The organism is Paracoccus marinus (genome assembly GCF_007018965.1).
GTDB lineage: Bacteria > Pseudomonadota > Alphaproteobacteria > Rhodobacterales > Rhodobacteraceae > Paracoccus > Paracoccus marinus.
Map to the genome: position 1 here is coordinate 22,806 of NZ_VJYZ01000037.1, position 20,424 is coordinate 43,229.

General features: G+C 66.3%; 21 protein-coding genes and 2 pseudogenes. 20 read left to right on the forward strand and 3 right to left on the reverse strand.

What is annotated here, in order from left to right:
* Positions 1–4: 4 nt before the first annotated feature.
* The 20 genes and pseudogenes from FNF32_RS15090 to FNF32_RS15780 all read left to right on the forward strand — a co-directional run bounded on the left by FNF32_RS15090 (position 5) and on the right by FNF32_RS15780 (position 17,330).
* Entirely contained in the window at positions 5–1,996 is a 1,992-nt protein-coding gene (locus tag FNF32_RS15090) for a prohead protease/major capsid protein fusion protein (RefSeq protein WP_143796724.1), read from the forward strand.
* Between the two features lie 84 nt (positions 1,997–2,080).
* Positions 2,081–2,419, forward strand: coding sequence for a DUF2190 family protein (locus FNF32_RS15095; RefSeq protein WP_036707011.1), 339 nt, complete (start codon positions 2,081–2,083; stop codon positions 2,417–2,419).
* A complete protein-coding gene (locus FNF32_RS15100) occupies positions 2,419–2,733 on the forward strand; it encodes a head-tail joining protein (protein ID WP_085376816.1) in 315 nt (104 codons plus the stop codon). The genes FNF32_RS15095 and FNF32_RS15100 overlap by 1 nt, the downstream gene beginning before the upstream one ends.
* A complete protein-coding gene (locus FNF32_RS15105) occupies positions 2,730–3,350 on the forward strand; it encodes a DUF6441 family protein (protein ID WP_085376817.1) in 621 nt (206 codons plus the stop codon). Before FNF32_RS15100 ends, FNF32_RS15105 begins: the two co-directional genes overlap by 4 nt.
* Positions 3,347–3,775, forward strand: a complete 429-nt coding sequence (locus FNF32_RS15110; protein ID WP_036707003.1) for a hypothetical protein — start codon at positions 3,347–3,349, stop codon at positions 3,773–3,775. Before FNF32_RS15105 ends, FNF32_RS15110 begins: the two co-directional genes overlap by 4 nt.
* A 133-nt stretch (positions 3,776–3,908) precedes the next feature.
* A complete protein-coding gene (locus FNF32_RS15115; RefSeq protein ID WP_197055711.1) occupies positions 3,909–4,640 on the forward strand; it encodes a phage antirepressor KilAC domain-containing protein in 732 nt (243 codons plus the stop codon).
* 43 nt (positions 4,641–4,683) lie between these two features.
* Positions 4,684–5,628 carry a phage tail tube protein gene (locus FNF32_RS15120; RefSeq protein WP_036707001.1) on the forward strand — a complete coding sequence of 315 codons (945 nt, stop codon included), beginning with the start codon at positions 4,684–4,686 and terminating at the stop codon, positions 5,626–5,628.
* A 3-nt stretch (positions 5,629–5,631) separates the two neighbouring features.
* Positions 5,632–6,069, forward strand: coding sequence for a hypothetical protein (locus FNF32_RS15125; RefSeq protein WP_085376818.1), 438 nt, complete (start codon positions 5,632–5,634; stop codon positions 6,067–6,069).
* Between the two features lie 83 nt (positions 6,070–6,152).
* A complete protein-coding gene (locus FNF32_RS15720; protein WP_240558607.1) occupies positions 6,153–6,302 on the forward strand; it encodes a DUF7697 family protein in 150 nt (49 codons plus the stop codon).
* A complete protein-coding gene (locus FNF32_RS15135) occupies positions 6,295–8,694 on the forward strand; it encodes a tape measure protein (RefSeq protein WP_143796725.1) in 2,400 nt (799 codons plus the stop codon). Before FNF32_RS15720 ends, FNF32_RS15135 begins: the two co-directional genes overlap by 8 nt.
* Complete coding sequence (locus FNF32_RS15140; RefSeq protein WP_143796726.1) at positions 8,694–9,320, forward strand: DUF2460 domain-containing protein; 627 nt, start codon at positions 8,694–8,696, stop codon at positions 9,318–9,320. The genes FNF32_RS15135 and FNF32_RS15140 overlap by 1 nt, the downstream gene beginning before the upstream one ends.
* Complete coding sequence (locus tag FNF32_RS15145) at positions 9,317–10,201, forward strand: DUF2163 domain-containing protein (RefSeq protein ID WP_143796727.1); 885 nt, start codon at positions 9,317–9,319, stop codon at positions 10,199–10,201. The genes FNF32_RS15140 and FNF32_RS15145 overlap by 4 nt, the downstream gene beginning before the upstream one ends.
* Positions 10,202–10,263: 62 nt before the next feature.
* The gene (locus FNF32_RS15150; RefSeq protein WP_246087884.1) at positions 10,264–10,701 is read left to right on the forward strand and encodes an NlpC/P60 family protein; all 438 of its coding nucleotides are present in this window, start codon (positions 10,264–10,266) and stop codon (positions 10,699–10,701) included.
* A 3-nt stretch (positions 10,702–10,704) separates the two neighbouring features.
* A pseudogene (locus FNF32_RS15865) lies at positions 10,705–12,525 on the forward strand (baseplate multidomain protein megatron); the annotation flags it as partial.
* Between the two features lie 573 nt (positions 12,526–13,098).
* Positions 13,099–15,219, forward strand: a pseudogene (locus tag FNF32_RS15870) (baseplate multidomain protein megatron); the annotation flags it as partial.
* A 14-nt stretch (positions 15,220–15,233) separates the two neighbouring features.
* The gene (locus tag FNF32_RS15165; RefSeq protein WP_143796729.1) at positions 15,234–15,977 is read left to right on the forward strand and encodes a DUF2793 domain-containing protein; all 744 of its coding nucleotides are present in this window, start codon (positions 15,234–15,236) and stop codon (positions 15,975–15,977) included.
* 4 nt (positions 15,978–15,981) lie between these two features.
* Positions 15,982–16,236, forward strand: a complete 255-nt coding sequence (locus tag FNF32_RS15170; protein WP_143796730.1) for a hypothetical protein — start codon at positions 15,982–15,984, stop codon at positions 16,234–16,236.
* A 65-nt stretch (positions 16,237–16,301) separates the two neighbouring features.
* Positions 16,302–16,961 carry a lysozyme gene (locus FNF32_RS15175; RefSeq protein ID WP_085376825.1) on the forward strand — a complete coding sequence of 220 codons (660 nt, stop codon included), beginning with the start codon at positions 16,302–16,304 and terminating at the stop codon, positions 16,959–16,961.
* Positions 16,961–17,179 carry a hypothetical protein gene (locus FNF32_RS15180; protein WP_043132454.1) on the forward strand — a complete coding sequence of 73 codons (219 nt, stop codon included), beginning with the start codon at positions 16,961–16,963 and terminating at the stop codon, positions 17,177–17,179. The genes FNF32_RS15175 and FNF32_RS15180 overlap by 1 nt, the downstream gene beginning before the upstream one ends.
* 22 nt (positions 17,180–17,201) lie before the next feature.
* Positions 17,202–17,330, forward strand: coding sequence for a hypothetical protein (locus tag FNF32_RS15780; RefSeq protein WP_276207438.1), 129 nt, complete (start codon positions 17,202–17,204; stop codon positions 17,328–17,330).
* A 306-nt stretch (positions 17,331–17,636) separates the two neighbouring features.
* On the opposite strand, the gene FNF32_RS15190 is transcribed toward FNF32_RS15780, so the two are convergent.
* The 3 genes from FNF32_RS15190 to FNF32_RS15200 all read right to left on the reverse strand — a co-directional run bounded on the left by FNF32_RS15190 (position 17,637) and on the right by FNF32_RS15200 (position 20,298).
* Positions 17,637–18,158 carry a TetR/AcrR family transcriptional regulator gene (locus FNF32_RS15190; protein WP_036706857.1) on the reverse strand — a complete coding sequence of 174 codons (522 nt, stop codon included), beginning with the start codon at positions 18,156–18,158 and terminating at the stop codon, positions 17,637–17,639.
* A 10-nt stretch (positions 18,159–18,168) separates the two neighbouring features.
* Positions 18,169–19,674 (reverse strand): MFS transporter, encoded by a 1,506-nt coding sequence (locus FNF32_RS15195; protein ID WP_085376826.1) that lies wholly within the window; start codon positions 19,672–19,674, stop codon positions 18,169–18,171.
* 210 nt (positions 19,675–19,884) lie between these two features.
* Positions 19,885–20,298, reverse strand: coding sequence for a hypothetical protein (locus FNF32_RS15200; RefSeq protein ID WP_240558610.1), 414 nt, complete (start codon positions 20,296–20,298; stop codon positions 19,885–19,887).
* Between the last annotated feature and the right edge of the window lie 126 nt (positions 20,299–20,424).

A 20,424-nucleotide genomic window follows, 5' to 3' on the forward strand; every position in this document is an offset into this window, starting at 1 on the left:
CACCATGGAGAATGAGGAAATTCTCGACCTGCCCGTGATCGGGCGGGCCGGCACAATGCAATCTGTCGATGACGCCTCGCGCACATTCGAGGTTCTCTGGACCACCGGCGCGCAGGTGCGGCGCTATTCCTGGGCGCGCGACGAGGAGTTCGACGAAGAACTGGTCGTGTCGCCCAACGCGATGCGGCTGGACCGTCTGAACGCGGGCGCGCCTTTCCTGAACTCGCATGCGTCCCAGCGCCTGACCGACATTCTCGGCGTGGTCGAGAATGGCTCGATCCGCATCGAGAACGGCCAGGGGTTCGCCCGCATCCGGCTGTCAGAGCGCGATGAGGTCGAGCCGATCTGGCGCGACATCAAGGCCGGGATCATCCGCAATGTCTCGGTCGGATACCGGGTCCATCGCTTTGAGCGGGTGGCGAAGGCCGACCGCACCGATGGCGGTCCGCGCGCCCTCTATCGCGCGGTCGATTGGGAGCCGCTTGAAATCTCTGCCGTCGCCATCGGTGCCGATCCCGGCGCCGGCATGCGGTCGGAAGCCAGGCAGTCTGACGCCCGGCAATTCCCCTGCGCGATCACCACGAAAGGACGAAACATGCCTGAAGACACCATTGCGGCGGGTGCTGATGAAACCCGCAACGCCCCTGCCCCCGCGCAAACCCCTGCCATCCCGCAAGCGGCCCCGGCCGTGCCCGCGCCCGACGCGGAAAGCATCCGCGCGGAAGAACGCAGCCGGGTCAGCACCATCATGACGCTCTGCGCCCGGCACGATCTTGGCTCTGACCTTGCCAACGACCTGATCGCACGCGGCGTCTCGATCGATGCCGCCCGCGAGGCGGTCCTCGACGCACTGGGCGAGGCAAACCCGCTGGGCCGCACGATTGAGCTGGCCCCGGCGCAGGCCCGCGGCACCGGCGATGCCGCCTATCGCGATGCGGTTGCCGACGCGATCATGCACAGGGCGGCACCATCGCTGCATGCGGTATCGCCGCAATCGCGGGAATTCGCGTTCCGCAGCCTGATGGACCTGGCCCGCCATGCCGTCGAGCGCGCCGGCGTCAACACCGCCGCCATGCCCGATATGGAGATCGCAGGTTTCGCCATGGGCATGCGCTCGGCGGGTTACCACAGCACCGGAGACTTCCCGGCGATCCTCAGCAGCGTGGTCAACCAGACGCTGCGCGCCGCCTATGACGCGACCCCGCGTACCTTCGGGGCATGGTCCACGCGGGTGACGGTGCGGGATTTCCGGCCCGTTGACCGCCTGCAGATCGGCAACGCCCCCGATCTGGTCAAGGTGCCCGAAGGCGGCGAGTTCACCTATGGCACCGCGACCGAGGGCAAGGAAAGCTATGCGATCGCCACCTATGGCCGCATTATCGGCTTCAGCCGGCAGATGCTGATCAACGATGACCTGCGCGCCTTCGACCGGGTCGTCCAGTCCTTCGGTGCCTCGGCCGCGAACCTTGAATCGGATATCCTCTATTCGATCCTGCTGTCGAACCCCGCCATGGGCGACGGCACCGCGCTGTTTCATGCCAATCACGGCAACCTCGGCACGGCGGCGGCGATCACCGAGGAGTCCCTGACCGCGATGCTGCGCGCCTTCGCTGTGCAGAAGGATCTGGACGGCCGGGCGATCACGGTTCTGCCGCGCAACATCATCGTTCCGCCCGGAAAGCGGATGGTCGAAATCCACAAGCAACTGGCCGCAACCACGCCCGGCAGCACGGCCGAGGTGAACCCCTATTCGAACCGCTTCTCGGTGGTCGAGGAAATCCGGCTGGTGAATACCGCCGGTCCCGATCCGTGGTTCGCCGCCACCGATCCCGCCTTCGGTGCGGTGGAATACGCCTATCTGGCGGGTCAGGAGGGTCTCTATACCGAGCATCGCGTCGGCTTCGAGGTCGATTGCATCGAGTTCAAGGCCCGTCACGATTTCGGCGCCAAGGCCATCGACTGGCGCGGTCTCTACAAGAATCCCGGCATCGCGTGATGCTGCCGGCCCCGGTCTGATCCTGACCGGCGCGGACCGGTGATCGGCCCGCATTCCCTTCTTTCCCTCATCTGGAGAAAGCCCATGAAAAACTTCATCGCAACGGGTAACACGCTCACCATCACCGCCGAGGCGGATATCGCCTCGGGCGCAGGCGTTCTGATCGGCTCGATCTTCGGCGTTGCCACCGGCCCCATCGCCAATGGCGCGCAAGGCGTCATCAACCTCACTGGCGTCTATGATCTGCCGAAGACCGCGTCCCAGGCCTGGACGGTCGGCGCGAAGGTCTATTGGGACAACACCGCCAAGGCTTGCACGACCACGGTCGGCTCCAACACGCTGATCGGCATTGCGGTGCTCGCGGTCGGAGGCGGCGCTGGGGAAACTACCGGCCGCGTCCGTCTGAACGGGGCGGCCGTCTGATGAGCGCCTTTGCCACCGCTGCGACCCGGATCTTCGCGGACCCGAACATGGCGGTTGACGCGACATGGTTGCCGGGCGGGGTTCGGCCCGGCAGCACCATTCGCGCCATCCGCAAATCCTCTGACGAGTTGACCAGCTATGGTGGCGCGCGGGTGTGGTCGGAGACCGTGCGCATCGACGTGATGGCGGCCGAAACCCCGTCAATCCAGTCCGGCGACCGTATCGTGATCGGCGGCGAGACCTTCGAGGTTCAGGGCGAGCCGATCCGCGACCGGGAACGGCTGATCGTGACCCTCGATCTGAGGCCCATATGAAGCTGCGTGCCGAGATCGCGGATATCGCCAGGCTGATGGCCGATGAGGTCAAGGCCGGCGAAAAGGCGGTGCATTTCGGGATCCGCGATGCCGGGATCGCGCTCAAGGCCGCATGGCGGGGGCAGGTCACCAGCGCAGGCCTTGGCCAGCGGCTGGCCCGCACCATCCGCTCGGAGACCTGGCCCAAGGGGCGGCACAGCATGAATGCCGCGTCGATGGTCTGGACCCGCGCCCCGGTGATCGTGAACGCCCATGACACCGGGCCGCTGATCCGCTCAAAGGGCGGGTTCTGGCTGGCGATCCCGCTTGAGGCAGCCGGAAAGAGCCGCAGCGGCAAGCGCCCGACGCCGGGCGAATGGGAGGCGCGCACCGGGCTGCGGCTGATCTTCGTCTATCGCCGAACCGGCCCCAGCCTGCTGGTCGCCGAGGCGCGGCTGACCAAGCACGGTCGGGCGGCCGTGTCCCGGTCCAGAACCGGGCGCGGCCTCGCCTCGGTGCCGATCTTTCTGCTGGTGCCGCAGGTCAGGCTGAAGAAGCGGCTGGATCTTGAGAAGCCGGCCAATGCCGCTCTGGCATCCCTGCCGGGCGCAATCGTCTCTCGCTGGGAACGCACATGACCACCAGGCGCGAACAGGTTCTATCGTCCCTGTTCACCCTCCTGCAGGGCATCGGCGGCGGCACCATCGTCCTGCGCAATGAGGTCCTGCCCGAGCGCATCCCCGCCGCCGGGCTGCTGATCCTGCGCGACGGAACGCCGGGCGAGGCCGAAGTCACGCTGTCGCCGCTGCGCTATCACTGGCAGCACCGCGCCGAGGTCGAGGTCTTCGTGCGCGGATCCTCCGGCCTGGAACTGGCCTTCGACACGCTGGCTGAGGGGATCGGGCAAGTGATCGCCGCCGACCGGACGCTGGGCGGGCTTTGCGACTGGATCGAGACCGACGCGCCCGAACCTGCCGATCTGGCGGTCGAGGGTGCCCCGACCATCAGGGCGGCGGTGCTGATCCTGACCCTGCATTACACCAGCAACGATCCGCTGGGTTGAGATGCGAACAAGGCCGGACCGGCGCGGAATCCGGCCTTGCCGCGCCGGTCTGCGCCGCGCCGCCGGTCGGGCGGATGTGCCTGTCTGATTCAGGCCCGAATCCCCGGTCCGCATCGAATATCAGGAGAAAGAAATGAGCACCATGATCTCGCATCTGCCAGCCGGCCCGCAGGAAGCCAGCCCGCTCACCATGTCTTCGCGCGAAATCGCCGAGCTTCTCGAAAGCCGCCATGACAAGGTAAAGCAATCCATCGAGCGGCTGGCCGCACGCGGTGTCATCGTCCAACCCCCAATGGGGGATGAACAGGATATGGATGCATTGGGCCGTCTGCGCACGACTTCCGTCTATCGGCTCGAGAAACGCGACAGCATCATTGTCGTGGCGCAGCTCTCGCCCGAGTTCACCGCAAGGCTGGTCGACCGCTGGCAGGAACTGGAAGAGCAAGTGGCCCGCGCCCCGGCCACCGACCTCAACGACCCGGCGCAGCTGCGGGCGCTGCTACTCAGCTACAGCGAACAGCATGTGGCCCTGCAAGAGAAAGTGCAGGCGCTGCTGCCCGCACAGGAGAAGCTGGACCGGATCGCGCAGGCGGATGGGTCATTCTGCATCACCAACGCCGCCAAGCTTTTGCAGATGCGCCCGAAAGACCTGTTTCTCTGGCTGCAGGAAAATGGCTGGATCTACAAACGCCCCGGCGGCGCGAGCTTTCTCGGCTACCACAGCAAGACCGCGACCAGCCTGCTCGAGCACAGGATCACCACTGTCTTGCGCGCCGATGGTTCGGAAAAGGTCACCGAGCAGGTGCGGGTGACCGCCAAGGGCCTCACCAGGCTGGCCGCGCTGGTCAAGCCGCCATTGCACTGACCCGGTCCCGGCACGGGATCGCTTCCATAGAAAGGAACCTTCCATGGCACGCGCCCAAGGTGCGCGGTCGCAACTCGCGGCTGCGTTCGAGACTGTTTATGGCACCGCCCCCGTCAGCGGCTTCACCCGCCTGCCCTTCGCATCCTCGACGCTGAGCGCCGAACAGCCGCTGCTCGGCTCGGAGCTGCTGGGATATGGCCGGGACCCGCTGGCCCCGGTCAAGGATGCGATCACCGCGGATGGCGATCTGACCATCCCCATCGATGCCGAGGGTTTCGGCTTCTGGCTGAAGGCCGCGTTCGGGGCGCCGGTCACGACCGGAACCGCGCCGGGACCCTATACGCATGAGTTCCGCTCAGGCAACTGGACCCTGCCGTCGATGGCGATCGAGACCGGCATGCCGGAGGTGCCGCGCTTTGCCATGTATTCCGGCGTCATGGTCAATCAGCTCAGCTGGACCATGCAGCGTTCGGGGCTGCTGACCGCCAGCGCCCAGCTTGTGGCACAGGGCGAGACCGTGGCCAGCACCTCGCAGGCCGGCACGCCCACCGATCTCGACCTGCTGCGCTTCGGGCACTTCAACGGACAGGTCACGAGGAACGGCGCGGCGCTGGGCAACGTGATCTCGGCCCAGATCACCTATGCCAACAACCTCGACCGGATCGAGACCATCCGCAGCGACGGCATGATCGACGGCGCGGATCCCTCCATCGCCGCGCTGAACGGCCAGATCGAGCTGCGCTTTGCCGATATGGTGCTGATGAACCAGGCCATCGCCGGCGGGCCGTGCGAACTGGAGTTCGCATACACCCTGACCAGTGGCGAAAGCCTGACCGTCACCGCCCATGCCGTCTATCTACCCCGCCCCCGCATCGAGATCAGCGGGCCGCAGGGCATTCAGGCCAGCTTCGACTGGCAGGCGGCGCGCGGGTCCAGCCCGGCGCGCATGGCAACCATCACCCTTGTCAACAACACCGAGGAATATTGAACCATGATCCGTCTGAACCTTACCACCGAGCCGCGCTGGATCGACCTCCTGCCCGGCCTGATGATCCGGGTCGCCCCGATCACCACATCCATCATGGCCGCCGCGCGCTCCGATGTCTCCCTCGATACCCTCGACGCGGGTGCGCCGAAGGAAGTGCTGGCCGTGGCCATGGCGCAGGCCGTCGCCAGAATGGTGATTACCGAATGGTCGGGCGTCGGCGATGCCGAGGGCATCGACCTTCCGGTGACGCCCGAAGGCATCGACGCGCTCTTGAACATCTGGCCGGTGTTCGAGGCATTCCAGGAAAAGGTTCTGGGCCCCTATCTGGTGCTGGATGCGGAAAAAAACGGCTCCGCGCCCTCGCCGAATGGCATTTCGGCGGGGGCGAGCGATATTGCGCAGCCTGCCCCGGACACTGCCCCGACTGCCCTGCCCGGCTGAACAGTCCCGAAACGCAAGAGGGCTGGCAGGTCTGGGATCTGGCCGGGAGGCTGAGCGGGCAGGTCCGGGCGATCCCCGGCGCGGTGCTGGGCTGGGACATGGGCACGGCGCTGGAAATGGGCCGCGCCCTTGGCATTGCACCGCTGGCGGTCGTGGAACTGCTGCCGGTGATCGAGGCGGAAATGATCCGCAAGACCAACCAGAAGATCGAGGAAGGCCGCCAGGATGGCTGAGAAAAAAGTATCCGTCCGGCTGGTGGCCGAGAACGGCCGGCAGGTCCGGGCGGAACTGGAGGGCGTCGGCAATGCTGGCGCCGCCAGCTTCCAGAAGCTGTCGAAGGAGGTGGACACGGCCGGCGTCATGTTGCGCCGCCTCGCCGGTATCGCGGCTGGCGCGCTCAGCATCCGCCAGGTCGCGCAATATGCCGATACCTGGACCGATCTGCGCTCGCGGGTCGATCTGGCGACCGGGTCGCAGGAGAAGGGCGCCGCCGTCATGGACCGGCTCGCGCAGATGGCGCGGCGCACCTATTCGGGAATCGAGCAGACGACCGAAAGCTGGCTCTCGAACGCCACCGCCCTGCGCGAACTCGGACTTTCCACCGCCGAGAGCCTCGATTTCACCGAGGCGCTGAACAACGCCATGGTGGTCTCGGGCGCAAAGGCCGAGCGCGCGGCCTCGGTCCAGAACGCGCTCTCGAAGGCGATGGCGCTGGGCAGCCTGTCGGGCGACAACCTCAATACCGTGATTCAGACCGGCGGCCGGGTGGCCGAACTGCTGGCGGCGGAACTTGGCACCACGGTTTCCGGCCTGCGAGTGATGGGAACGCAGGGCGCGATCACCGGCGAGGTGATCCGCACCGCGCTGGTCGGCAATCTGGAGCTGCTGCGCGAGGAAGCGGACTCCATGCCGGCCACCATCGGCGACGCGTTCACGCTGATCGGCAATGCGGCGCTGCAACTGGTTGGCAGCTGGGATCAGCTTCTGGGTGCCTCCTCCACCGTCGCCTCTGTGCTGATCCTTGTCGCGGACAATATCGAACGCCTCGCCTCGCTCGCGATTGCCTTCGCCGGCTTCATGGCCGGGCGCTGGGTGGCGGCTTTTGTCGCCGCCCGTGTCGCGACCTTCTCGCTGTCCACGGCGCTGACCGTGCTGCGGGGGGCGCTGATCCGCACCGGCATCGGCGCGCTGATCGTCGCGGCGGGCGAGCTGATCTACCAGTTTTCCTCGCTGGTCAAATCAGTCGGCGGCATCGGCACGGCGTTCAAGCTGCTAGGCGATGTCGCAAAGGAGGTCGGCCAGCGCATCGTCCTGGCCTTCCAGGCATCGTTCGCGCTGCTCAATGCGGCCTGGGATGGCTATCGCGCCTATGTGTTCACGGTGCTCGACCTGATCGTGACCGGGGGCGTCACCGCCGTGGACCGATATGTTGCGGTCTGGCACGGCGGGTTTGAGGCGATCAAGGCGATCTGGGCATTGCTGCCGGATGCCATTGGCGATCTGGCGTTCAAGGCGGCGAACGGGTTGATCGCCGGGGTCGAGGCGATGCTGAACGGCGTCGTCACCCGGATCAACAGTTTCATCTCCGGCATCAACGCCGCCCTCGCCATGCTGCCGGAATGGGCTGTCGGCGAAGGCGGGGCGCAGATCGGCCTTCTGGACCCGTTCAGCATCGGCCGCATCGACAATCCGTTCGAGGGATCGGCATCCGAGGCGGGTTCCGCCGCCGCCGAGGCGTTCAGCACGGCATGGGACCGGAGCTACATCGAGACACCGGACCTGTTCGGCGATCTTGCCGATCAGGCGACCGCGGCTGCCTCCGCCCATCTTGATGTCGCGCAGGCGCTGGGCGCGGCTGCGGTCGCGCCGCTGGAAAGCTGGCAGGCGCTGAAGGATGCCGTCACCGCCTCAGGCGAGGATGGCGCGAACGCGCTGGACGATGCCGCTGGCGCGGCCGAGCGGGTTGCCGGTGCCATGGATCGCGCCGGTGGCGCTGCGGGCCGGGCCGGTGCGGCTGGCAAGAAAGCCGGCGAAGACACTACAAACGGCGCGGAACAGGCGAAACAGGGCTGGGATGCGGTTATCGCCCCGCTCTCCGACTATGCCCAGAAGGCCCGCGACATCAGCGGTGATATCGGCAACGCGCTGGTCGGAGCGTTCCAGAGCGCCGAGAATGCGGTCGGCGAGTTCGTGAAGACCGGCAAGCTGAACTTCCACGACCTCGTGACCTCGATGCTGGCCGACTTGGCGAAGCTGGGCGCGCGCCGGTTCCTGCTCGGGCCGCTGGCCGGGATTCTGTCGGGCTTCATGCCGGGGCTGAATGTGCCGATCCTCCATGCCGGCGGCATGGTCGGCGGTGCAGCGCCGTCCCGCATGGTCTCGGCCATGGCCTTCGCCAATGCGCCCCGGATGCATTCCGGCGGCTGGGCCGGGCTGCGCTCGGACGAGGTGCCGGCGATCCTGCAGAAGGGCGAGCGGGTGCTCTCGCGCCGCGAAGCGGCGGGTTACGGGGGCGGCGTCACCATCAACATCAACGCCCGCGATGCCGAGAGCTTCCGGCAGTCGCGAGCACAGATTTCGGCAGATATCGCGCGGGCCGTCGCCATGGGAAGGAGAGGGGTGTAATGACTTTTCACGATGTCCGGTTCCCGGACAATATCAGCCGCGGCGCGCGCGGCGGCCCGGAACGGCGCACGCAGATCGTGGAACTGGCCTCCGGCGACGAGGAACGCAACGCCAGCTGGGCCAACTCGCGCCGCCGCTATGACGTCTCCTATGGCATCCGCCGCGCCGACGATCTCGACGCCGTGGTGCAATTCTTCGAGGCCCGCAACGGGCGTCTGCACGGCTTCCGCTTCAAGGATTGGGGCGATCATAAATCCTGCAAGCCATCGGCGGTGGTGACGCACCAGGACCAGTTGCTCGGGACCGGCAACGGAACCGCAACCGCGTTCCAGCTTGTGAAGCGGTATGCCTCCGGGGCGCAGTCCTGGACCCGCTCGATCACCAGGCCGGTCGCAGGCAGCGTCAGGCTGGCGCTGGGCGGCGTCGAGCAGCTTTCCGGCTGGTCGGTCGATACGACGACCGGTGTCGTTACATTCGGAACCGCACCCGCCGCTGGCGTCACCGTCCGCGCGGGGTTCGAATTCGACGTGCCCGTCCGCTTCGACAGCGACACGCTCGACGTCACCCTCGATATAGAGCGGCTCGGCTCGATCACCTCAATCCCGCTCGTGGAAATCCGCCGATGAAATCGCTCCCTCCTGCCCTGCAGGCGCATCTGGACGATGGCACCACCACGCTGGCCTGGTGCTGGAAGATCACCCGCGCCGATGGCCAGAGCTTCGGTTTTACCGATCATGACCGGCCTCTCGCCTTCGGCGGTACAGACTATGAGCCGGAAAGCGGGCTTTCGGCATCCGAGATCCGGTCCGGTTCGGATCTGTCGGTGGATTCCCAGGATGCGCAGGGAGCGCTGACCTCGGGCCGGATCACCGAGACCGATATTCTGGACGGGCGCTGGGACAACGCACTGGTCGAGGTCTGGCGGGTGAACTGGAACGCCCTCGGCCAGCGGGTGCTGATCCGGCGCGGCGCCATCGGCGAGTTGCGGCGCGGGCGCATGTCCTTCGTCGCCGAGGTGCGCAGCATGGCGCATGTGCTGGGTCAGACGGTCGGCCGGGTCTATCAGGGCACCTGCGATGCGGCACTGGGCGACAGCCGCTGCGGGGTGAACATTGCCACCGCCGCTTATCGCGGCACCGGCGCGGTGGTCGATCCGATCCGCGACCGCGCCTTCACCGCCTCCGGCCTCGGCGGCTTCGCCAGCGGCTGGTTCAGCTTCGGCCATCTGGAATGGACGAGCGGCCCGAACAGCGGTCGGCTGGCCGAGGTGATGCTGCACGAGATCGCCTCCGGCGTTGTCACCATAACGCTGCTGGAAGCGCCTGTGCGCGCGGTCGCGGGCGGCAATGCGTTCACCATCCGCGCCGGCTGCGACAAGCGCAGCGCGACCTGCGCGGCCAAGTTCAGCAACATCGCCAACTTCCGCGGCTTCCCGCATATCCCCGGTCAGGACGCGGTTGTCCGCTACGCCACGGCGGATGGCGGGCACGAGGGGGCGGTGCTGTGAGCGGCGCGGCAGTTGTTGCACCGCATGCAGCATCTGATGCCCGGCCCGCCGATCCCCGATCCGTGATCGCCGCCGCGCGCGGCTGGCTCGGCACGCCCTATCACGATCAGGCCAGCGTCAAGGGCGTCGGCTGCGACTGCCTCGGGCTGGCGCGCGGCATCTGGCGCGAAGTGGTCGGAAGCGAGACGCTGCCGGTGCCGCCCTACAGCCGCGACTGGGGCGAGATCGGCACGCGCGAGGTGCTGGCCGAGAATGCCGGCCGGATGATGATCCGCATCGACCCGGCCGAGGCCGGGCCGGGCGCGGTGGTGCTGTTCCGCATGCGCGCGGGCGCCATCGTCAAGCATGTCGGGATCCTGACCGGCGAGGGCACATTCGTCCATTCCTATGAGCGGCTCGGGGTGATCGAAGAACCACTCACCATCGCATGGCGGCGGCGCATTGCCTTCGCCTTCCTGTTCCCGCGCCAGGCTCCCGGCCAGCGCAAGAAGAAGACCTGACCTGTGGCGACAATTGTTCTCGGCGCCGTCGGCACCGCCATCGGCGGCGGCCTTGGTGGCACGATCCTCGGCCTCTCCGGCGCTGCCATCGGCGGCATGATTGGCTCCGGCATCGGCTCGATGGTCGACAGCTGGATCGTCTCGTCGCTGTTGCCCGGCCAGCGCATCGAGGGCCAGCGCATGGACAGCCTGCGGGTGACTTCCGCCACCGAGGGCGTTGTGATCCCGCGCCTCTACGGGCGCATGCGGATCGGTGGCAATATCATCTGGGCCACGGATTTCCGCGAGGAAACCAATGTTCACCGCCAGGGGGGCGGCAAAGGCGGCGGGCAGAAGGTCACCACGACCGAGTACCTCTACTATGCCAGTTTCGCGGTCGCGCTCTGTGAAGGCAAGATCACCGGCATTGGCCGCATCTGGGCTGATGGCGAGATCGTGGACCTCAGTGAGGCGACGTGGCGCTGGTATCCGGGCAGCGAGGCACAGGCCCCCGACCCCTTCATCGCGGCGAAGATGGGGGTGGGGAACACGCCTGCCTATCGCGGCACCGCCTATGTGGTGTTCGAGGAACTGCCGCTGGCGCGCTTCGGCAACCGCCTGCCGCAACTGTCCTTCGAGGTGTTCCGGCCTCTGGACGATGCCGACACCGCCGAGGGGCTGGTGCCCGCGGTCACCGTTATCCCGGCGTCGGGAGAATGGTCCTACGCAACCCAGATCGTGCGCAAGGCCGGGGACGGCGACAGCGCGGCCGAGAATGTCAACGCCATGGCCGGAACCGCCGACATGGTGGTTTCGCTGGACCGGCTGGAAGCCATGGTGCCAAAGGTCGAAAGCGCCTCGCTGGTGGTGTCCTGGTTCGGCGACGATCTGCGCGCCGGAAGCTGCACGATCCGCCCGAAGGTCGAAATGGCGCAGAAGAACACCACGCCTGCCTGGAGCGTCAACGGCGTGAGCCGCGGCGATGCGCTGGTGGTCAGTCAGGACGATCAGCGGCGGCCGATCTATGGTGGCACGCCAACGGATTTCTCGGTGCTGCAGGCCATCCGCGAGATGAGGGCGCGCGGGCTGAAAGTGACCTTCTATCCGTTCCTGATGATGGATATTCCGGCCGGCAACCTGCTGCCCGATCCCTACAGCGACAACGCCGCGAGCATCGGCCAGCCGGTGCTGCCATGGCGCGGGCGGATCACCTGCGCGCCCGCCGCCGGCTTCACCGGGAGCGTGGATAAGACCGCGCTCGCCGCCGCACAGGTCTCGGGTTTCTTCGGCAACGCCCAGCCCTCGGACTTCACCGTCAGCGGGGAAACCATCACCTGGACCGGCGGCACGGATTGGGGCTTCCGGCGCATGATCCTGCATTACGCCCACCTCTGCGCGGCGGCGGGCGGGGTTGATGCCTTCCTGATCGGATCCGAGATGCGCGGGCTGACCTCGATCAGATCCGGGGCATCGACCTATCCGGCGGTTGCCGCGTTGCAATCTCTGGCCGCTGCCGTCCGCTCGATCCTCGGCCCCGGCGTGAAGATCAGCTACGCCGCCGACTGGTCGGAATATTTCGGCCATCATCCGCAGGACGGCTCGGGCGACGTGTTCTTCCACCTCGACCCGCTCTGGGCGGATGACAATGTCGATTTCATCGGTATCGACAATTACATGCCGCTTTCCGACTGGCGCGATGGCTGGGAGCATCTCGATGCGCTGGCATGGCCGTCGATCTACGACCGCGCCTATCTGCAATCGAACATTGCCGGCGGCGAGGGCTTCGACTGGTACTATGCCAGCGAGGGCGACCGGATCGCGCAGAACCGCACGCCAATCGAGGACAGCATCACACCGGGCGCCGGCGGCAAGGTCATCACCGCGATGCCTGTTCCAGCACCCGGCATCAGCCAAAGTCCCGGCGCCAGTTTCACCACCACGGTGCCATATCGGAGTGCCAGCATCACCCTATCCTGCCGGGTTCAGTTCCCAACCCTGATCGCGGACGGCATTGTTTTCGAGATCGGCAACCTGAGCAGCGGCATGTTCTTCGGCCTGGCTGGCGGTCAGCTGATCCTGCACGAGATTTTCTCGGCCATCGGACAGACCAGGACGGCCTCGACCCCTGCCGCCTCGCTCGCTGGCAGGACCGCCGATCTGGTCGCATGGTTCGACATGGCAAGCGGCGAGATCGGCTTTGCAGTCGACGGGAATGTCGCTGCCACGGCAAGCTTCGGCAGGTCCGTATCCGGCACATGGGCCGCCAACAACGGCGGGGGATATGGCCTTGCCAACGGCCCGGTGTCGGGGTCCAGCACCGTCACGACAGCACTCCCCTGGCCGGGAACGCTGGTCAGCAATCTCAGCATATGGTCGGGCGCAGTCCCGAGTTTCGCGACCTTGCCCGCGGTGGTGCCCGAGCCGTGGATCTTCCGCTACAAGGACATCCGCGGCTGGTGGTCAAACCCGCATCGCAACCGCCCGGGCGGGATCCCCGCAGCGTCCCCGACCGCATGGCTGCCGCAGTCGAAGCCGATCCGGTTTACCGAACTCGGTTGCCCGGCCGTCGATCGCGGCCCCAACCAGCCGAACGTGTTTCATGACCCGAAATCCTCGGAATCCTTCGTGCCCTGGTTCTCACGCGGCTGGCGCGACGATGCCGTCCAGCGAGCCTATCTGGAAGCGACCTACCTGTTCTGGGGTGACGCCGCAAACAACCCGGTCTCGACCGGATATGCCGGCCGCATGGTCGAGGTGGCGGAATGCGCGGCATGGACCTGGGATGCCCGGCCTTATCCGTTCTTCCCGCAACTCGGGGACATATGGGCGGATGGCGACAACTGGCGGCTGGGCCACTGGCTGACCGGGCGGCTGGGCGCGGTGTCGCTGGCGGCGCTGGTGCGTGATCTCTGCCTGCGCGCCGGCATGCCCTCGGCGTGGATCGATGTCTCGGGCCTCACCGGCGCGGCGGACGGCTATGTGATCTCGGCCCTGGAATCGCCGCGGACCTCGATCACCATGCTGGCGCGGCATTTCGGCTTCGATGCCGTCGAGAGCGAGGGGCGGATCAGGTTCGTGATGCGCGGCAGCGCCCCGGTGGCGACCATCGCACCGGCCGACATGGTATCCTCGGGCGCGGGCGACGTCATGGAACTGACCCGGGGCCAGGAGACTGAACTGCCGCAGGCCCTGAAATGGCAGGTGGCGCGCGCGGACGAGGATTATGACGGCATCACCGTCGAGTCCCGCCGCATTGCCGTGAGCGCCAGCAGGGTATCCTCGGACAGCTTTCCGATGGCGGTGCCGCCCGAGGAAGCCGACCGGCGCTGCCGCCGGGCGCTGATGGAGGCATGGATCGGCCGCGAGACCGGAGCCTTCAGCCTGCCGCCCTCGATGCTGGCGCTGGATCCCGGCGATGTCATCGCGCTGGGTCACGACGGGCGGCTGGCCGAGATGCGCATCCTCACGGTTTCCGATGCCGAGGCCCGCAGCATCGAGACCATCCGCCAGGACCGGGATGCCTATGATCTTCCGCCCGGAAGCCCTCGCCCGGCTGCGCTTGCCCGGCCGGTCGTGTTCGGTGCGCCGCTGGTCGAACTTCTGAACCTGCCGCAACTGCGCGAGGATCTCGCGCCACACCACCCGCTGATCGCCGCCCATGCCCGCCCCTGGCCGGGCCGGATAGCGGTGTTCCGCAGCCCCGAGGCTTCCGGCTTCGAACTGCTGACCACATTCAGAACCCGGGCGCGCATGGGCGAACTTGTGGCCGACCTCCATTCCGGCCCGACCTCTCGCTTCGACTACGGCAACTCGGTCTATCTCGACCTGCTGTCAGGCACCCTCGAGAGCATCACCGACCTGCGCCTGTTCGCTGGCGAGAACGCGCTCGCCGTCGCGCAGCCAGGCGGCGGCTGGGAGATCCTGCAATTCGGCACCGCCGAACTGATCGCCCCCGGCCGATATCGGCTCTCGCGCCTGCTGCGTGGTCAACGCGGCACGGATGCCGACATGGCAGCCATGGTGCCGGCAGGGGCGCGGGTGGTGGTGCTGGATGCAGCGCTGGCCCCGCTGCCGGTGAGCCAGGCCGATCTGGGCATGCCGTGGAACTGGCGCGTCGGGCCATCCTCGCGGCCGGTCAGCGACGACAGCTATCTGGCCGCGACCTTCACCCCGCTCGGGATGGGCCTGCGCCCGTTCTCACCCGTGCATGTCGCGCAGCCGTGGCGGCGGGCGCGCAGCACCGGCGATCTGACCATAAGCTGGGTGAGGCGTGACCGTTCGCTCGCCGCCGACAGTTGGAACGCGGCCGAGATCCCCATGTCGGAGGCAAGCGAGTACTGGCGGGTCGAGATCCTCGACGGGGCAACCATAAAGAGATCCTTGACCGCTGCGACAGCACGCACCGTCTACACTGCCGCCCAGCAGAGCGCCGATTGGGGCGCACCGCTCGGCCCCGGCGCATCGCTCACCATCCGCATTGCCCAGATCGGGCAGGCCTATGGGGCGGGCGCCACCCCTATCACCACACTCTGGTTCTAAAGCAGGAGACCGCAATGTCTGACACAACAGCGCATTTGGCGCTGCCTTTCATCATGGCCGCGCAGGCGCAAAAGCACGTCACCATGAACGAGGCCCTGCGCCAGCTCGACGGCATCGTCCAGCTGGCGATCCTCGACCGTGACCTGACGGACCCGCCAGCCAGCCCGGCCGAAGGCGACCGCTACATTCCCGCCAGCGGCGCAACAGGTGCGTGGGCAGGCTGGGCGGGCAGCATCGCCTACTGGATCGACGGCGCGTGGATGCGGATCCTGCCGAGCGCAGGCTGGATGGCCTGGATCGAGGACGAGGCGCAGGCCATCGTCTGGACCGGATCGGCGTGGATCCCGGTGGTGGATGCCATGGGCTTCATCGCCCAAGCCGCCTCGGTCGCCGTGGCGCGGGAGGCGAATGGTGCGACCACCGGCATGGCCGTGCTGGAAGAAACCATCACCGGGCTTTCGGGTGCCTCGGTCGCCAGCACCATCAATATCCCCAACCGCGCCATCGTGCTGGGCGTATCCGTGCGGACCGTGACCGCAGTGCTGGGGGCCAGTTCCTTCGACTGCGGCATCGCGGGCGAACCCTCGAAGTTCGGCGGTTCGCTCGGCGTGGCCGTGGGCAGCAGCAATATCGGCGTCATCGGCCCGACGGCGTTCTATGCCGACACGCCCGTGCGCCTCACCGCCAATGGCGGCAGCTTTGCCGGCGGCGCGGTGCGCATTGCCATCCATTACCTGACCTGCGCCGCGCCGGACTGAACCCATGGGAGAGAACCTCATGGACAGCATCCGCGAATGGTGGGGCGCGATCATGGCGGCAACCGGGCTGGGCGTCTGGCTGGTCCGTCTTGAAGGTGCCTCCAAAACCGCCCTGCGCGAGATCTCAAGGCTGGAAAAGCAGCTCGACGCCGACCGCCAGGCGATCTCGGAAACCCGCAAGGAACAGAACGAGATGCTGCGCGAGATGCGCGCCGACATCAAACGCCTGCTGGAACGCAGCGGTCCCGCCCGCGACTGACCGACGCCCAACCCGACCATCCACCCACCCCGCCAGCGCGCGGGGTATTTTTTATGGAGAGAACCATGTCTGTGGCGAAAGAAACCATCGAGCACGTCAAGCGCTGGGAGGGCCTGCGGCTGGAGGCCTATCCCGATCCCGGCAGCAAGGACGGCACCCCCTGGAGCATCGGTTACGGGCACACCTCGGACCGCTTCATGACAGTCCACAAGGGCCTGAAGATCACCGAGGCACAGGCCGAGGCCGCGCTGGAGCACGATCTGGGCGAGGCCGAGGATATCCTGCGCCGGCTGGTCAAGGTGCCGCTCACCGATGGGCAAAGGGCGGCGCTGACCAGCTTCGTCTTCAACATCGGCGAGGGGCAGTTCGCTGGTTCCACCCTGCTCAGAAAGCTGAATGCCGGCGATCATGATGCCGTGCCCGATCAGCTTGCGCGATGGGTCTATAATGACGGCAAGAAGATGACCGGGCTGGTCAACCGCCGCGCGGCCGAGATCGGCCTGTGGTCGAAGGGCAGTTTTGTCTCGTCGCGCACGGTCGAGGCCGCAGTCCCGCCCCTGGTCGAAAAGCTGGTCACGCCGGAAGTGCTGACAGCGGCGGGCGGCGCGCTGGCCGGGCTGACCGGGACGCTGCAGGGCGACGGGCCGGTCTCCTTCGCGCTGGCAGCGCTGATCGTCATGGCCGGGGCCTGGGTGCTGTTCCGGCTGATCAGGCGGGCCTCGTGATGCTGGCCCGCTTCAAGTCCTGGCTGGCCATCGCCGCCGCCGCCATCCTGTTCATCCTCGGCGCGCGGCGCAGCGGCGAGAAGGCCGGGCGCGCCAACGAACGCCTCGAAAATCTGGAAAGGACCAATGATGCGCGTCAAAGGATGCTCGATGCCGCCAGCCGCCGCCCTCATGATCGCGATGCTCTCGCTGAGCGGCTGCGCGACGGAAAGTTCTGACAACGCCCCCTGCCCGCCCGTGGTGGAATACAGCACCGCCGAGCAGACCCGCGCCGCGGCCGAAGTCGAGGCCCTGCCGGAAAGTGCGGTGCTGGTACGAATGATGAGCGATTACGCCGTACTGCGTGATCAGGCACGGGCCTGCAGGTGATAGCCGGGCCGGGCACAGCCCTGCGGGAAGCGCCAAACACCTCGACCACAGCATCATGCCCGGCCCGGTTCACGGCTTCACGGTTTCAAAAAGCGGCAGGGATTCGCTGCGCGGGCATGGTCGCATGAGCAGACCACCTCTGTCGCGCATCAAAACAGGCACAGTTGGGCCCCCTGGACAGTGCCAGACATACCGCAGGTCATCCTACCGCCGAACGTCATAAAGGGGCGGAGAGCGGACGGTCGCTGCGCAAAGGATGGAGGTCAGCAATGCGGACAAAGCGGACGGTCGCGTTGGCGTCGACCACTATTCCATCATTCTCAGCAGCGAGTCGGTCACCATCGCCTTGACCTCCGGCGACAGCGGTCGTCCGCCCATGGCCCGGTGAGCCCAAAGCCCGTCAGCTGCAATCCGCGCCAAGAAGTTTGCTCGGCCCACAGGATCATCCACCTGCGGAGCCGGTGGTGCCCAATGATCCATCACTTCTGACCACACCTGAGCCAACCGTTCATCCCCGGCGCTTTCCAGCATCATCAGCAGCTCGGCCCGGGTGGCATCCCGGCTGCAGCTTTGCACATAGGCTTTGTAGCGGTCGGCGGGCAGGTCCGGGTCCGGTGTAAGACTGAGCAGTTGCGCCTCCCATTGCCGGGCAAGGTGCTGGTGCGTGGCTAGGATTAGCTCATCACGGGAGGAGAAGTGATAGATGATCCCTCCCCGGGTTATGCCGGTTTCTGCAGCCACAGCGTCGAAGGTGACCGCTGTGACCCCATCCCGCTCGATCAGCCGCACCACCCCATCGAGGATCTTGTCACGGTTGCTCTCTCTCATCGTGATCTCCTCAATGCGGATAGTGCGAAGACTGCGAACCCGGTCCATAGGACCGCAGTAATACGCCGGTGAACAGCGCACCAAGCGCAATGACACCCGCGACGACATACATCACCATCAGGAAAGCGCGGTCAAACGCCGTTGACGCGGCCTGTTTTAGCGCAATGCCATCGGCGCCCATCTCATCGGCAATCGACAAAGCATTGGGCAGGCTGTCGCGCGCCGCCGCAGCGATGCCCCCAGGCAAAACAACGCCCAGAGAATAGACCGCCGCCATCAGGCTGCCCAAAAGGGCAACGGCAATCAGACTGCCGAACTCAAAGGAAACCTCCTCGACCGAGGCTGCCATCCCGGCGTTTTTCACCGGCGCATTGCCGACGATGGCAGTGGAGGCCACCGACATGGCCGCCCCGACCCCAGCACCCGCAAGCACCGATCCGGCGATCAGCCAACCGATGCCGTGGCTGATCCCCAAGGTTGCGATCAGGACACCGACCGTCGCTACCGCCAGCCCGCCCGCGATTAGGATGCGCAGCCCGATCCGGTGCAGGAAGGCACCACCAAGCATTGCGGTCGGCAGCGACCCGATGGCTGCCAACGAAACAAGGATGCCCGCCTGCATGGGCGTGAAGCCGGCGACCAGCTGGAAGCGCTGCGTGGTTGCCAGTTGCAGCCCGGCGAAGGCGAACATGGCAAAGGCCGCAGCCAGAGTGCCCGCAAGGAAGGCCGGGTTGCGAAACAAGGCAAAGTTCAGGAGCGGGTCCGCCAGCCGGGATTGCCGACGCGTGAACAGGAGCGTTGCGATCAGGCCGATGGCTGCTGCGGCGGCGGGGACTGCCCAGGATTGCCCGGCATGAGCGGTTTCCTTGATGGCGATCACCAGCGCCGCTAGGGAAACCAACGCCAGCACGGATGAGACGAAATCCCAGTGCCGCGACCTGTCGGGAGCAACCCTCGGTGCCACAATCAGCGTCGAGATGAACGCGAGGGCCACCACCGGCACGTTCACCAGGAACACCGATCCCCACCAGAAATGGGACAGCAGGAAGCCCGAGATGATTGGCCCGAGTGCGACGCCGATCACCGAGATCGAGCCCCAGATCGCGATGGCGAAATTGCGCTCTTTCTCATCGGTGAAGCTGACCCGCAGTAGGGCAAGCGTGGCGGGCATCATTGCGGCGGCACCGACCGCAAGGAAGGCCCGGGCCGCGATGAGGACATTGGCCGTTGGCGCGAATGCCGCGACCAGCGAGGCGATGCCGAACAGGACCAGCCCGATCAGAAACATTAGACGATGCCCGACGCGGTCACCGAGCGTGCCCGCCCCAAGAAGCAACCCCGCCATGACAAGAGGATAGGCGTTGATGATCCACAGACCCTGGGTCTGGCTCGCGCCCAGTTCCCGGGTCAGGGTCGGCAGGGCGGTATAGAGGATGGAGTTGTCCAGCGTGATCAGCAGCAGACCAGCCGCCACAGTCACCAGAACCGCCCAACGGTTGCGGGGGGATACAGTCATTTTCAATGCACCTTGGCTAACACTTAACTATACTATCATGTTTGTATAGTTTTGCTAGACTGATTTTGTTTGTGTCAACCGGCGGGCTGTGCTGCAGCATCACACCAATCTAGGCGTCTGCTTTGGGCTCCAAGTGGACCTTCGTTGCAATGAAGTCGAACGGCAGCTCCGGGCCGTTCGTACGTCGACAGGCGGTGTCAGCGCCGCTCGTCATCGTCCCCGAAACCGGATGACATTATCACCGCGCATGAAGGCGACGGCGCCTTCTTCCTCGATTGCCTGGATAGCGGCGTTTCTTGCCTCCTTGTCGGAGGCGAACTGATCGTCCCAAACGTGGCTGGTGCCATCCTGGTCGACGACCTCAAGCATCCAGTTCTGATCCGTTTCAGCACGGTAGATTTCGATGGAGAAAGGATGGCCGTCGATGATGACACGCTGGCTTTTGCCCGACGTGACTATGTTCGGTTCTTCTTCGATCATCTGGTGGACCCCGGCTTGTCGGTATCTGTCCAGTATGCGCCTACCGTCAGCCGGGTCAATCGCCTGCAGCGACGCGGTCTCGCCGCCGTTTCCCCATGCAGCCCGTTTTTGTTGAGTTGGTGTTGAGTCGTCGGTGGACGGCAAAAAGCCCCGCCTTGTTGCGAGGCGTAACGTGCTGATTTATTAGTAAAATTTGGTTGCGGGGGCAGGATTTGAACCTGCGGCCTTCAGGTTATGAGCCTGACGAGCTACCGGGCTGCTCTACCCCGC